This is a genomic window from Pseudomonas sp. AL10 (assembly GCF_029960685.1).
Classification (GTDB): domain Bacteria; phylum Pseudomonadota; class Gammaproteobacteria; order Pseudomonadales; family Pseudomonadaceae; genus Aquipseudomonas; species Aquipseudomonas lactis.
The window spans coordinates 85,104-98,234 of the sequence record NZ_JASBQZ010000008.1 but is presented as its reverse complement, the minus strand read 5'-3'; the positions used below and the strand labels follow the sequence as shown (position 1 = coordinate 98,234).

The following is a 13,131-nucleotide window of genomic DNA, read 5'->3' as shown; positions in this document are numbered from 1 at the left end:
CGCAGAGCGTGGGGACGAGCTTAGGCCAAACATTCTCGTAATGAGAATATATTGCTTAATATTATTCAGTTTCCAGAAAACATACAGCCCCGTACGCTGGCCCCATTCCACTCATTCAGCCGGACGGTGCCATGAACAATGCTATCTCCCACCAGACCCACGCCCTGTCGATCAACCCCGCCAACGGCGAAACAGTCCGCAGCTACCCCTATGAAAGCGCAGAACAGCTGAACGCCGCCCTCGCCCGCTCGACCGATGCCTTCCGCACCTGGCGTCGCACGCCGGTAAGCCAGCGAGCCGAATATCTGCTGGCCCTGGCCGCTGCCCTGCGTGAACAGGCTGAAGACATGGCGCAAATGATCACCCTGGAAATGGGCAAACCCATCGCCCAGGCCCGTGCCGAAATCGAAAAGTGCGCGCAACTGAGCGAGTGGTACGCCGCCCAAGGCCCGGCCATGCTTGCTCCGGAACCCACTCTGGTGGACAACGGCAGCGCCCGAATCGAATACCGCCCACTGGGCCCTATCCTCGCGGTGATGCCGTGGAATTTCCCGGTGTGGCAAGTGCTGCGCGGCGCCGTGCCGACCCTGCTTGCCGGCAACACCTACGTACTCAAGCATGCGCCCAATGTGATGGGCAGCGCGTATCTGATCCAGCAGGCGCTGCGTAAAGCCGGTTTCGCTGAAGGCGTATTCGAAGTGATCAACGTGACCCAGGACGGTGTATCTACGGCCATCGCCGACCCACGCATCGCCGCTGTGACCCTCACCGGCAGCGTGCGCGCTGGCATCGCCATCGGCTCACAAGCCGGGGCCGCGTTGAAGAAATGCGTGCTGGAACTGGGTGGCTCCGACCCGTTTATCGTACTCAACGACGCCGACCTCGACGCCGCTGTGCAAGCCGCCGTGATCGGCCGTTTCCAGAACAGCGGCCAGGTCTGCGCCGCCGCCAAGCGCTTGATCATCGAAGCGGGCGTGGTTGAAGCCTTCACCGCCAAGTTCCTTGAAGCCAGCCGCGCCCTGGTGATGGGCGAGCCCACCTCAACCGCCACCTATATCGGCCCCATGGCGCGCTTTGATCTGCGTGACGAACTGCACGGCCAGGTCCAGGCGACCCTGGAAGAAGGCGCCACGCTGCTGCTGGGTGGCCATAAAGTTGCGGGCGCGGGCAATTACTACGAACCGACCGTTCTGGCTGACGTCACCGATCAAATGACGTCGTTCAAACAGGAACTGTTCGGCCCCGTGGCCTCGATCATCACCGCTCGCGACGCCGAGCACGCCGTGGCGCTGGCCAATGACAGCGAGTTTGGCCTGACCGCGAGCATCTTCACCAGCGACGCGGCAAAGGCGCGGGCGATTGCCGATCAGTTGGAAACCGGCGGGGTCTTTGTCAACGCGTTCAGCGTGTCAGACCCGCGGGTGGCGTTTGGTGGTGTGAAGAAGAGCGGGTTCGGCCGCGAGCTGTCGCACTTCGGTGTACGCGAGTTCTGCAACGCACAAACGGTGTGGCTGGACCGCAAGTAAAGCTGCAACGGCTAGGCGTCGTCGGTGCGCGCATCGAACGCCGCCTGCGCCTGCAGCACCGCTTCCGAATGGCTGAGCGTCCAGGCGTAAAGCGCCTTGAACGGCTCTTCCAGCGTCCCCCCCAGCGGCGTAATGCTGTACTCCACCGCCACCTGTGAAGACGGGATGACCCGGCGCGCCAGGATGCCACTGCGTTCAAGACGGCGCAGGCTCTGGGTCAGGGCTTTTTGCGTGATGCCGTCCAGGCGACGCCTGATTTCATTGAAACGCAGCGGTTTTTCGCACAAAGAGCCCAGTATCAGCACCGACCACTTGTCGGTGATCTGATCAAGCAATAATCGGCTGGAGCAATCGGCTTTGAATACCTTGGGCACCGTACCGTCTTGAGTCAGCGCCGGGTCATGATCGAGCATGTGGTTTCCTCTGGGATACCTGATAGCTTTAAAGTGCCTAATTGATATTAGGTATACACAATATACTATCAAGACTCATTTCAAATGGAGTCTCTGGCAATGAGTGTTACGAATCTGGATGCTTTGTTTCAGCCATTTGCGCTGAAATCCCTGGCCCTGAAAAATCGCATCGTCATGGCACCCATGACCCGTTCGTTTTCCCCCACCGGTGTACCGGAAGAAAACGTCGCCGCCTATTATCGCCGACGTGCCGAACACGACGTCGGGCTGATTCTCTCAGAAGGCACCGCCATTGATCGCCCCGGCGCACGTAACGACCCCGGCGTCCCGCTGTTCCATGGCGACCAGGCATTGGCGGGCTGGAAACAGGTCATCGACGGCGTGCATGCGGCAGGCGGCAAAATGGGACCGCAAATCTGGCATGTCGGATCAGTGGGAAATCCCTTCAACGATTGGGCGCCCGAGACAGGTATCGAAGGCCCTTCCGGCCTCGCCGCACCCAGTACGCCACGCGGTGACGCGATGAGTGATGAAGCCATCGCCGACACGATTGCGGCTTACGCCAAGGCGGCTGCCGACTCCAAACGGTTAGGGTTTGATACCGTTGAAATACACGGTGCACACGGTTACTTACTCGATCAGTTCTTCTGGGAAGGCACCAATCAGCGTCCCGACCAGTTCAATGGTGCATCGATCAAGGAACGCTCGCGTTTCGCGGCAGAGGTGGTCAAGGCGATACGTGCAGCAGTAGGCCCGGCGTTCCCCGTGATATTGCGGGTGAGCCAGTGGAAGCAGCAGGATTACAGCGCGCGCCTGGTGACCACGCCGAACGCCATGTCGGACTGGCTGGTGCCGCTGGTGGAAGCGGGTGTCGATATCCTGCATTGCTCACAACGGCGTTTCTGGGAAGCCGAATTTCCCGAACTGGATGGCGAGCAGGGGCTGAACTTCGCCGGCTGGGCCAAGAAACTCACCGGCGCGGCGACCATCAGCGTGGGCTCGGTCGGCCTGTCCGGGGACTTTCTTGCCGCCTTCGGAGGCGAAAGCTCTCAACCCGCCAGCCTGGATAATCTAGTGCACAGGCTTGAACGCGAAGAATTTGACCTCATCGCCGTTGGCCGCGCATTACTGAGCGACCCACAGTGGGCCAGCAAAATTCGCACGGGAGAGACCTCCAGCCTGAAAGCCTTCAGCCCATCGGATCTTGCTGAGCTCATCTAGCCAATAGGCCCAAGTCAGCCCCGACTATGCCGTCGCACGCACTGCACCAACCCGTCCAGTGCCGGGGGATTCACCGGCGCGAGCACACAGACCGTGTGCTCGCGCTTGCCTTCCGCAACTGTCAGGGTGTAATGCACCCGGCCTGGGTTGCCAGGCTCGGGATCGGTGCTTTGCGGCAACTGGAAAAAACCCGACGCTTCAATCAGTTGCCGCAACTCCTGCTGATCAGGCTCGGGCAGCGCGTCCAACTCTACCGTGCGCGGCTTGGCCAACCCCGGAAAAAACGCCGGCCCGCCGCTTTCCTTGATTGAAATTCGCATGGTTTTTCCTCGCCGCTCAGGCGGCTTCGTCAAACGTTTATGCCCACCGCTTTCCAGCCTTCCTTGACTGCCTTCTGCTCAGCTTTGTTCACGCCATAAAGCTGGCCGGCAATATCGTGGGTAATGCGCGCAAAACGCAAGAACCCGGAATTGGGCCGCAACCGCGAATCGCGCAGTGCGTCATACCAGATACGCCCGGCACGCTCCCAGGCGAACCCGCCAATCCGGGTGGCCACCTGATAGAACGCGTGGTTGGGAATGCCGGAATTGATATGCACCCCACCATTGTCCTCGTAAGTTTGCACAAAATCATCCATGTGCCCAGGCTGCGGGTCTTTGCCCAGCAGCTTGTCATCAAACGCAGTGCCTGGCGCCTTCATCGAGCGCAGCGCCGTGCCCTTGATCTTTTTGGTAAACAACCCCTTGCCGATCAACCAGTCGGCATCCTCGGCCGTTTGCTTTAACGCGTACTGCTTGATCAGCGAACCGAACACGTCCGACAACGACTCGTTCAGCGCACCGGACTGGTTGAAGTACATCAGCTTGGCCTCATCCTCAGTCACGCCATGGGCCAACTCATGCCCAATGACGTCGAGTGCCACGGTAAAGCGGTTGAACAACTGCTGGTCGCCATCGCCGAACACCATCTGGGTCGAATTCCAGAACGCATTGTTGTAGTCCTGGCCGAAGTGCACCGTGGCGTCCAGCGCCATGCCCGCATCGTCGATGGAATTGCGATCAAAGACCTGGTCAAAAAAATCGAAGGTCGCGCCCAGGCCGTCATAGGCTTCGTCCACCGCGGCATCGCCACTGGCGGGCTGCCCTTCGCCGCGGATCAGCTTGCCGGGCAGGCTGTCGGTGTTTTCGGCACTGTAGATCGAGCGTTGCTTCTCGGCGCCCACGGCCAGTGCCATGCGGGCCGGCCCCTTGGCGGGTACCGCGACCATGCGCAACGAACGAAACGTGCTGTCCTTGGCACGCGTGCGTAATGCGACTTCCCGTTGGGCTTTGTCGCCGTGGCGTGCGATCTGGTCGAGCATGTACGGCGGGATCAGGCAAAAAATCGGGTTGCGCGGTTGGCGAACACACATGAGCTGGCTCCTTTTTGGCGTGTGGTGAACGTCCGGGTAACGGTTTTCAGGATAGCCCTGTGTTCGCCCCCTGGGCCAAATTGTCATGAGTTTGTGTTTCAGTGGTGTTTATCCGAGGCCCATAAGGAACATGCCCATGCCCGACCGCACAGCCAACATCGACCTTTCCCACCGCCCAAGGCTCGCCGACCTGCGCCCATTGGTCGCGGCCAACCCCACCCTGCTGGAAGCCAAAGCCGCGACGCCGCGCGTCACCGCGGCCAAGGACCTCAAAAACCGCGCTGGCTATGCCGACGACTTCCTCAGCGACTTCGTGGTGCCATGGCCCACGGTTGACCAGCCACTGGCGGGCGACGTGCAACCCAAGCGTCTGGACTACACGCATTTCTCCATCACCCTGTCGCGCTCTCGACGACTGGCGCTCTACGTGGGGGTGAATATCGACGGCGCCAAGCATGTAGACATCACGCGCAGCAACGACACCTGGGCCTACGATGGCCGCCTGCCCCTGGATGCGCAGGTAGGTGAAGACCTCTATGCCGGCAATGGCCTGGACCGCGGCCACCTGGTACGGCGCCAGGACCCCAACTGGGGCGACGAGGCCAACACCGCCAACTTCGACACCTTTCACTTCACCAACTGCTCCCCTCAAATGAGCGGCTTCAACCAGAAGACCTGGCTGGAACTGGAAGACTACATCCTCGACAACACCCAGCGCTGGAAAGCCCGGGCCACGGTGTTCAGCGGCCCGGTGTTCAGCGACAACGATCGCGTTTATCGCGGGGTAAAAATCCCCCAGGCATTCTGGAAAGTGGTGGCCTACCTCAGCGACGACGGCAAACCGTCCGCCAGTGCCTACATGATCGACCAGCGACGCGAGCTGGATCAGTTGGACCTGGTGTTCGGTCAGCTCAGAACCTACCAGCGCAGCGTGATCGCGATCGAACAATTGACCGGCATCCGCTTCGCCAACCTGGCCGACTACGACGGCTTCAGCAACGAAGAGCGCGCCACAGGCACCCGGATCGAAGCGCTGATCCGCGGCCCCCAGGATATTCGGCTCTGACGATCCCTTTGTAGGAGCGAGCTTGCTCGCGAAGCACCCGAGAGCACCGCGGCGCACCAGGCTCCCCGCGTTAACGTTAGCGACCTTCGCGAGCAAGCTCGCTCCTACAGGGTGTGATCGCTTACCATACGGCCGCCGGTTCCCGTATGGGACTAACAGGGAATTCGAAACGCCGCACGCGGCGTGAACCGAAACTGCCCCCGCAACTGTAGATGCCGAGCCTACCCTCGAATGCCACTGGACCACGTCCGGGAAGGCGGGGCATGGCGACGACGCATCAGTCAGGAGACCTGCCGGCCCAGCTAATTCACTAACCGGCGGGGTGTCCGGGAAGGACATCCTGGCCCTGCGCTTCAGCAGCCTCCATGGGCGTATTTCCGAGCCGTACCTCCCCTGCTGCACCTACGGTTCACAAGGAGATCGCCTCATGCTGCCACGCGTTACCGCCCTGATCGCAGGTTTGAGTGTGTGTGCCCTGGCGCAAGCCGCGCCCACTCAGTACCCGCTGACCCTGCAAAACTGCGGCAGCACCCTGACCTTCCAGCACGCCCCCGCCCGCAGCGTCACCATCGGCCAGGCCGCCACCGAGATGCTCTACGCCCTGGGCGTGGGCGACAAGGTGGTCGGCACTTCGCTGTGGTTCAACAACGTGGCGGCGCAGTACAAGGCCCAGGACGATCGCATCGAGCGCCTGGCCAACAACGAGCCCAGCTTCGAAGCCGTACTCGCCAAGCGCCCGCAACTGGTGGCCGCCGAGCTGGAATGGGTGGTGGGCCCCCAAGGCGTGGTCGGCACCCGTGAGCAGTTTCATGAACTGAAGATCCCCACCTACCTGTTGCCGTCCGACTGCGAAGGCAAGGACAACCTGGTGGGTGCCGACGGCACGCGATTGGAGCCCTTTCGCATCGAGACGATCTACCAGAGCCTCCAGCAACTGGCGCAGATTTTCGACGTGCAGGATCGCGGCCAACAACTGACCGACGAACTCAAGGCGCGCCTGGCCAAGTCCGTCGCCACGGCCCAGGGCAAGGGCTTGCAGCAAGCCAGTGCACTGGTGTGGTTCTCCAGCGCCGAAATGGCCAGCGACCCTTACGTAGCCGGCCACAAAGGCGTGCCGCAATTCATGCTGCAAACCCTTGGCCTGCGTAACGTGGTGCAGTCCGATGAGGAGTGGCCTGCCGTCGGCTGGGAAACCATCGCCAAGGCCAACCCCACCTTCCTGGTGATCGCACGCATGGACCGCCGCCGCTACCCGGCCGACGACCATGAAAAGAAACTCGCCTTCCTGCGCAGCGACCCCGTGACCCGCAACATGGACGCGGTGAAGAACAACCGCATCATCATCCTCGACGCCCTTGCCTTGCAGGCGAGCCTGCGCACCTTCGAGGGCCTTGAACAATTGGCCGCCGCCATCGACGGCTACCACCTGGGCAAATGATGCGCACCCTACTCGCCCTGGCGCTGCTGTTGCTCGCCCTGCTCGCTGGCGTCGCCATCGGTGAAACCGCCATCGAACCGCAGGTGGTGCTGCAGGTACTCGCCAATAAACTCTGGGCCGCCGGCTACGTACTGGACCCCATCGACGAAGGTGTGGTGTGGAACTACCGCCTCACCCGCGCCCTGGTGGCCGCAGCCTGCGGCGCAGGGTTGGCAACGTGCGGCGTGATCCTGCAATCACTGCTGCGTAACCCGCTGGCCGACCCGTACCTGCTGGGCATCAGCGCCGGCGCGTCAACCGGCGCAGTGCTCGTCGCCTTGATCGGCGTGGGCGGTGGCTTGGTGTCGTTGTCGGCGGGCGCGTTTGTGGGGGCGATGGCGGCATTTGCGCTGGTGACGCTGCTGGCGCGGGCCAGCGGATCGTCCAGCGGTACCGGGCAGATCATCCTCGCGGGCATCGCCGGCTCGCAGTTGTTTAATGCCCTGACCGCGTTCCTGATCACCAAGTCGGCCAGCTCCGAACAAGCCCGCGGCATTATGTTCTGGCTGCTGGGCAACCTCAGCGGCGTGCGCTGGCCGTCGGTGTGGTTGGCGGTGCCGGTGGCGGTCGTGGGGCTCGCAGTGTGCCTGTGGCACCGGCGTGCACTGGATGCGTTCACCTTCGGCAGCGACTCGGCGGCCTCCCTCGGCATCCCGGTGCGCCGCGTGCAATTTGTGCTGGTGGCCTGCGCCGCGCTGGTGACGGCGGTGATGGTGTCCATCGTCGGCTCCATCGGGTTTGTCGGCTTGGTAATTCCCCATGCGGTGCGCCTGTTGCTTGGCACCGGGCATTCGCGCTTGCTGCCGGCCAGCGCCTTGGGCGGCGCGCTGTTTTTGATCGCTGCGGACGTGCTGTCGCGCACCTTGATCAAGGGCCAGGTGATTCCGGTGGGTGTGGTGACGGCATTGGTGGGCGCGCCAGTGTTTGCGCTGATCCTGATTGGCCGGAGGAATGCGCGATGAGCGTACTCAGTTGCCGCGGCCTGGGCTTCAAAGTGCGTGACGCGCAGTTGCTGCGTGACATTGACCTGGACGTGCAGTTGGGTGAAACCCTCGGCATCGTCGGGCCCAATGGTTCAGGCAAATCCACCCTGCTCAAATTGCTGGCTGGGTTACGTGTGCCGGCCAGCGGCGATGTTCGCCTGGGTGGCAAGCGGCTCGGTGAGTTGTCACGCCGCACCATCGCGCAACAGCTGGCGGTGGTGGAGCAACAGGCCGACACCGACGACGCCATCCGCGTGTTCGACGCCGTGGCCCTGGGTCGCACGCCGTGGCTGTCGGCATTGAGCCCCTGGTCGCGTGAAGACGACGCCATCGTGCACCAGGCCCTGCATGACGTAGACGCCACCCACCTGAGCCAACGCGCCTGGCGCAGCCTCTCCGGTGGCGAGCGCCAGCGCGTGCACATCGCCCGCGCCCTGGCGCAACGCCCGCAGATTTTATTGCTGGATGAGCCGACCAATCACCTGGATATCCAACATCAACTGGCGATCCTCAAAGGCGTGCAAGGCTTGCCCGTGACCACCTTGATTGCGCTGCATGATTTGAACCAGGCGTTGACCTGTGATCGCCTGGCCGTGCTGGATCGCGGGCAACTGGTGGCCCTGGGCGCGCCGCTGCAAGTGCTGACGCCACAGCGCTTGCAAGAGACCTTCGGCGTGCAGGGGCATTACCTGACGGACCCGTTCGACGGCGCGCAAATCCTGCGCCTGCGCTCCAACTGAATCCGTAGGTTGGGGCAGCTTGCTCTGGTGACGGTCTGACGGCCAACTGTGGTCCAAATGTGGGAGGGGCTTGCCCCCGATGAGGGAGTGTCAGCAAATACATCGGTGATTGGCCCACCGCTATCGGGGGCAAGCCCCCTCCCACACTTCACCTACAGAGGCCGATGCATGTGTGTGGTTTGCCATATCGGGTCGGCCTCGACATCCACCACCTCAAACCCCTGCCTGCGCCAGAAATCAATCGCACCGGGCAGAAACGGATGGGTATGCAAGTACATCATCTCTACGCCATCGGCCCGCGCCAGCGCCTCCAGCGAGCGGTATAACCGGCCCGCCAGGCCCAAGCGTCGCGCTGCCGGGAGCACATACAGGCGCACGACTTCCACCGTCTTGCGCCCCTGGTAGTTCAACTGCGGGAAGCGGCCGTCGTAGGGCCGATAAGCCACCGAGGCAACGATCCGGCCTTCGGCACGAGCAATCAAAAACCGTCCGCCCCCCTCAAGGTAGATCGCTTCAAACTGCGCCAGATCGTGGGGGACGCCGGTGGCACTGAGCGTGGGAAACAGTTCATCCCGCGCCAGCAAAGCGAAGCTCAGCACCTGGGGAATGTCAGCGGCCTGCACCGCCTCGATACTAACGCTCATCGCCAAGGATGCGGCCCGTTATCCACTGGCGAGCGTAAGCCAACACGCGATCAGCCATCGCCACCGGAAAGTGAATAAACCCATGGGCCGCTTCCGGCAAGAGATGGGCCTCCACCGCCGCCCATCGCTCGGCAATAAGCAGGGTGTCATCCTTGAGCGGGTCCAGTTCACCCACAAACATCAATGCTGGCGGCAACCCCGCGAAGTCCCCATACAAGGGGGACAACGGTGGCTGACGGCGCGTCTCGTCGCTGATCCCCGGCGTCAGCAGGCGCAGCGCCTGAACCATGCCCGGTCCGTCCAACAACAGCGTGTCCGGCCCGGCCGTGCGCACGCTGGGGGTGCCGGTCAAATCGTAGACGCCGTAATACAACACCGCGCCGCTGACCCGCTGGAGTAACTCGGGCCATTGCTTGAGCGCCAACAAAGTGGCCGCCGCCAGGTGCCCGCCGGCCGACTCACCGACAAAAAACACCGGCAGGCCGGCAAACTCCGGGCAGTCCGCCAACAGCCAGCGCGCAGCCGTCAGGCAGTCATCCAGCAGCCCTTCAATTGGCGTATCCACCGCCAGCCGATAATCCACCGACACCACCGCCACATCGCACGCGTTGACCATGCCAAGGTTAAGGTCGTCATCCATTTGCGCATTGCCGATCACCCAGCCACCGCCGTGGATATCCAGCACCACGCCTTTGGGCTTGCCACTGGGGCGCAAGATGCGCACGGGCACCGTGCCTAGCCTTTTCAGCTCAACCACGGGCGCCTTCTTGAACGTCTGGCTAGCGCGTAGCAGTGCCTGGATCAGACGCGGTGTCACGCGGTTGCGGACTTTAAAGCGCGGCATCCACGCCAGTTTCCGATTGAAGCGGCGCATCTGGGCCAGTTCGGGCTCGCTGGCGGGCCAATGCTGGTAGGCCATCAGCGATTATTACGCAGGATCGAGAAGTTCAACGCCGCGGCCACGCACAGCCACGCCAGATACGGGAACAGGATCAGGCCGGTGATCAAATCCAGGCGCACGGCCAGCACTACCATGGCGGCTACGGTGAGCCACAAGAGCACGATAATCACCATCCCCGCGAACAAGCGATGGGCACCAAAGAACACCGGCGTCCACAGCGTGTTCAACGCGATCTGCGCCGCCCACAGGGCCAATACCATTTCGCTGCCGGGGATCAGGGTCAAGCGGTAACCGGCCCAGGCCAGCAGCAGGTAGATGATCGTCCATGCCACCGGGAACAGCCAATTGGGCGGGGTAAAGCTGGGCTTGACCAGGGATTCGTACCAGGCGCCGGGTTTGAAGATCACGCCAGTGCTGGCGGCGGCGGCGCAGGCGAGCAGGAAGATGAAAAAGGTCATGGTCGGTCCTTGAGGTCCTGTGGATGGAAAAACAATGCACTGCTTTGAGTGACTCAAGCAACCTCGGATAAATTCAATGGGAGCAGCAAAATACCCGCTCTTCTGCGCGTCATGAAAATTGGTTATGGTCGGCAACATCCAGCATCGCTGCCCGAGACGTCCCCTTGCCCCAGCTTGCCGATCACCGCAGCAGCCCCTGGTCAGTGTTCCTGATCTTCCTGCGCCTGGGCCTCACTTCCTTCGGCGGGCCGATTGCGCACCTCGGCTATTTTCGCCAAGAGTTCGTCACCCGCCGCCGCTGGCTCAGCGAGCGCAGCTATGCCGAACTGGTCGCCCTGTGCCAGTTCCTCCCCGGCCCGGCCAGCAGCCAAGTCGGTATCGCGTTGGGCCTGTCCCGCGCGGGTTACCGGGGCGCGGCGGCAGCCTGGGCCGGGTTCACCTTGCCATCGGCCATCGTCCTGATCCTGTTTGCCCTGGGGCTGGCCCACTACGGCGGCGCCCTCCCCCATGGCGCGCTGCACGGCCTCAAGGTCGTCGCCGTAGCCGTGGTGGCCCAGGCTGTGTGGGGCATGGCACGCAACCTGTGCCGAGGCGTTTTACGGGTGGCGTTGATGTTGATCGCCGCCTGCGTGGTGTTGCTGCAACCCTCCGCTTGGGCTCAAGTCGGGGTCATGGTGGTCGCAGGCGTGGCCGGCCTGTTGCTGTTCAAGCCCGAGAGCAGTGCCGAGCCCGACGCCCTGCCCATTGCCATCAGCCGCCGCGCCGGGGCCCTATGGTTGATGCTGTTTTTGCTGTTGCTGGTGGCCTTGCCGCTCCTCGCCGCATGGGCGCTTAACCCCACACTGGCGCTGGTAGACGCCTTCTACCGCACCGGCGCGCTGGTATTCGGCGGCGGCCACGTGGTATTGCCGCTACTGCAAGCCGAAGTGGTGCCCAGCCAATGGGTCAGCAACGATGTTTTCCTCGCCGGCTACGGCGCCACCCAGGCCGTGCCCGGCCCGCTGTTCACCTTCGCCGCCTTCCTCGGCGCCTCGATGACCCACGCCCCGAGCGGTTGGCTTGGCGGAGTGATCGCACTGCTGGCGATCTTCGCCCCGTCGTTCCTGCTGATCTTCGGCGCCTTGCCCTTCTGGGCCAACCTGCGCAAAAGCCCGCGCACCCAAGCCGCGCTCGCCGGGGTGAACGCGGCGGTGGTTGGCCTGTTGTTGGCGGCGCTGTACCAGCCGGTGTGGACCAGTGCGATTTTCAACGGCTACGACCTCGCCCTGGCGTTGCTGGCACTGGCCGTGTTGATGGTGTGGAAACTGCCGCCATGGCTGGTAGTGATAAGTTGCGGCCTACTCGGCACGTTACTGTAGGAGCGAGCTTGCTCGCGAAAAACTCACAGGCGCCGCGTTTAATCTGAAGGCACGCGTTATCGTTAACGATTTTCGCGAGCAAGCTCGCTCCTACAGCATTGGGGCTCAGCCCGGCTCGACAATCTTGAGCCATGGCCAACGCGCCTGATAACTCCTGGCCTTGTGCAAAAACAGCTCCGGCTCCGGATGCAAAGGGTTGATACGCAAGACACCCTGCTCCACATCTTCCAAGCCATAAGGCGCATACATCTCGCCCGAGGCAATATCCAGCGCAATGCACGTACCCGCCACCAGGTAACGGTCAACCCCTTGCCGGGCCGAATGCAACTGCGGGTAGGGCCGGCCAAACCGCTGCCCATACCAAAGGTGCACCCGCGCCTGATTCCTGACCTCCACATTCACCCCCAAGTCTTTAAATAGCACTTGCGCCCTACGAATCACCGCATCCTCCGCCTCGTAGGACACATCTTCGTCAAAGTAAAAAACGTCGTAGTCCTTCACGCCCTGATCAGCCGGCAGATTCGCCTGATGGTTCCACACCGCCTGGAACAAACAGCCCGCCGTGAGCATGCACTGCGGCACGCCAAGCTCCGGCAGCCGCGCTGTGATTTGCGCATTGATCGGATTGGCCATCGCCAATTCAAGCAAGGTGTCGACAGTCAATGTCATGTTCAATCCTCCATCGTCAGCGCCAACCATAACACCTGAATATGGCACTCCTGTAGGAGCGAGCTTGCTCGCGAAAATCCCAAACGATCACGCAGCGCCTGAAAGCAAAATCCGATTCCCCGGCCGCACCTTGCGCCATTGCGCCGACTTGAGCGCCGGGGTGGCCGTCTCTAAGGTGTGAAGGATGATCGTTAACACCGGATTCCATTTGAAATTTAATGAAAGGCCGAATAACGAGAGCGGCGATTGCGTTCAACCTGTTCC

General features: G+C 62.3%; 14 protein-coding genes and 1 riboswitch. Of the genes, 7 read left to right on the top strand and 7 right to left on the bottom strand.

All coding sequences use genetic code 11. The annotated features are described in order from the left end of the window. The first annotated feature begins 131 nt into the window (after positions 1–131). A complete protein-coding gene (locus QK296_RS11310; protein WP_282390923.1) occupies positions 132–1,526 on the top strand; it encodes an aldehyde dehydrogenase family protein in 1,395 nt (464 codons plus the stop codon). Between the two features lie 11 nt (positions 1,527–1,537). Here the strand turns inward: QK296_RS11310 and QK296_RS11305 are convergent, their stop codons facing one another. Next, a complete protein-coding gene (locus QK296_RS11305; protein ID WP_003192584.1) occupies positions 1,538–1,939 on the bottom strand; it encodes a helix-turn-helix domain-containing protein in 402 nt (133 codons plus the stop codon). Positions 1,940–2,038: 99 nt separating this feature from the next. On the opposite strand from QK296_RS11305, the gene QK296_RS11300 reads away from it, so the two are divergent. Beyond that, positions 2,039–3,160 carry an NADH:flavin oxidoreductase gene (locus QK296_RS11300; protein ID WP_003192585.1) on the top strand — a complete coding sequence of 374 codons (1,122 nt, stop codon included), beginning with the start codon at positions 2,039–2,041 and terminating at the stop codon, positions 3,158–3,160. A 14-nt stretch (positions 3,161–3,174) separates the two neighbouring features. Here QK296_RS11300 and QK296_RS11295 read toward each other — a convergent pair whose 3' ends face one another. Together QK296_RS11295 and QK296_RS11290 are read right to left on the bottom strand one after the other, a co-directional pair. Beyond that, positions 3,175–3,480, bottom strand: a complete 306-nt coding sequence (locus QK296_RS11295; RefSeq protein WP_003192587.1) for a protealysin inhibitor emfourin — start codon at positions 3,478–3,480, stop codon at positions 3,175–3,177. A gap of 29 nt (positions 3,481–3,509) precedes the next feature. Further along, positions 3,510–4,571, bottom strand: a complete 1,062-nt coding sequence (locus QK296_RS11290) for a M4 family metallopeptidase (RefSeq protein WP_003192590.1) — start codon at positions 4,569–4,571, stop codon at positions 3,510–3,512. Positions 4,572–4,707: 136 nt separating this feature from the next. On the opposite strand from QK296_RS11290, the gene QK296_RS11285 reads away from it, so the two are divergent. The 4 genes from QK296_RS11285 to QK296_RS11270 all read left to right on the top strand — a co-directional run bounded on the left by QK296_RS11285 (position 4,708) and on the right by QK296_RS11270 (position 8,837). Further along, positions 4,708–5,637, top strand: a complete 930-nt coding sequence (locus QK296_RS11285) for a DNA/RNA non-specific endonuclease (RefSeq protein ID WP_282390922.1) — start codon at positions 4,708–4,710, stop codon at positions 5,635–5,637. A 119-nt stretch (positions 5,638–5,756) separates the two neighbouring features. Next, positions 5,757–5,950: riboswitch (cobalamin riboswitch) on the top strand. Positions 5,951–6,064: 114 nt separating this feature from the next. Then, positions 6,065–7,075, top strand: coding sequence for an ABC transporter substrate-binding protein (locus QK296_RS11280; protein WP_034134156.1), 1,011 nt, complete (start codon positions 6,065–6,067; stop codon positions 7,073–7,075). After that, positions 7,072–8,076: an iron ABC transporter permease gene (locus tag QK296_RS11275; RefSeq protein ID WP_003192595.1), complete on the top strand. Its 1,005-nt coding sequence runs from the start codon at positions 7,072–7,074 to the stop codon at positions 8,074–8,076. Before QK296_RS11280 ends, QK296_RS11275 begins: the two co-directional genes overlap by 4 nt. Continuing rightward, positions 8,073–8,837 carry an ABC transporter ATP-binding protein gene (locus QK296_RS11270; protein WP_282390921.1) on the top strand — a complete coding sequence of 255 codons (765 nt, stop codon included), beginning with the start codon at positions 8,073–8,075 and terminating at the stop codon, positions 8,835–8,837. The genes QK296_RS11275 and QK296_RS11270 overlap by 4 nt, the downstream gene beginning before the upstream one ends. Before the next feature lie 152 nt (positions 8,838–8,989). On the opposite strand, the gene QK296_RS11265 is transcribed toward QK296_RS11270, so the two are convergent. Genes QK296_RS11265 through QK296_RS11255 form a run of 3 tightly spaced genes read right to left on the bottom strand, consistent with a single transcriptional unit; the run spans position 8,990 to position 10,840 of the window. Further along, entirely contained in the window at positions 8,990–9,481 is a 492-nt protein-coding gene (locus QK296_RS11265; protein WP_137204280.1) for a GNAT family N-acetyltransferase, read from the bottom strand. Further along, on the bottom strand, positions 9,471–10,400 hold the full coding sequence (locus QK296_RS11260) for an alpha/beta hydrolase (RefSeq protein WP_282390919.1): 930 nt from the start codon (positions 10,398–10,400) through the stop codon (positions 9,471–9,473). The genes QK296_RS11265 and QK296_RS11260 overlap by 11 nt, the downstream gene beginning before the upstream one ends. After that, positions 10,400–10,840, bottom strand: coding sequence for a TspO/MBR family protein (locus QK296_RS11255; protein ID WP_003192600.1), 441 nt, complete (start codon positions 10,838–10,840; stop codon positions 10,400–10,402). The genes QK296_RS11260 and QK296_RS11255 overlap by 1 nt, the downstream gene beginning before the upstream one ends. Positions 10,841–11,004: 164 nt before the next feature. Here QK296_RS11255 and chrA point away from each other — a divergent pair, with 164 nt between their 5' ends. Then, the gene (gene chrA / locus QK296_RS11250; protein ID WP_003192601.1) at positions 11,005–12,198 is read left to right on the top strand and encodes a chromate efflux transporter; all 1,194 of its coding nucleotides are present in this window, start codon (positions 11,005–11,007) and stop codon (positions 12,196–12,198) included. A 105-nt stretch (positions 12,199–12,303) separates the two neighbouring features. Here chrA and QK296_RS11245 read toward each other — a convergent pair whose 3' ends face one another. Then, positions 12,304–12,867: a nucleotidyltransferase family protein gene (locus QK296_RS11245; protein WP_169856051.1), complete on the bottom strand. Its 564-nt coding sequence runs from the start codon at positions 12,865–12,867 to the stop codon at positions 12,304–12,306. Positions 12,868–13,131: the final 264 nt, after the last annotated feature.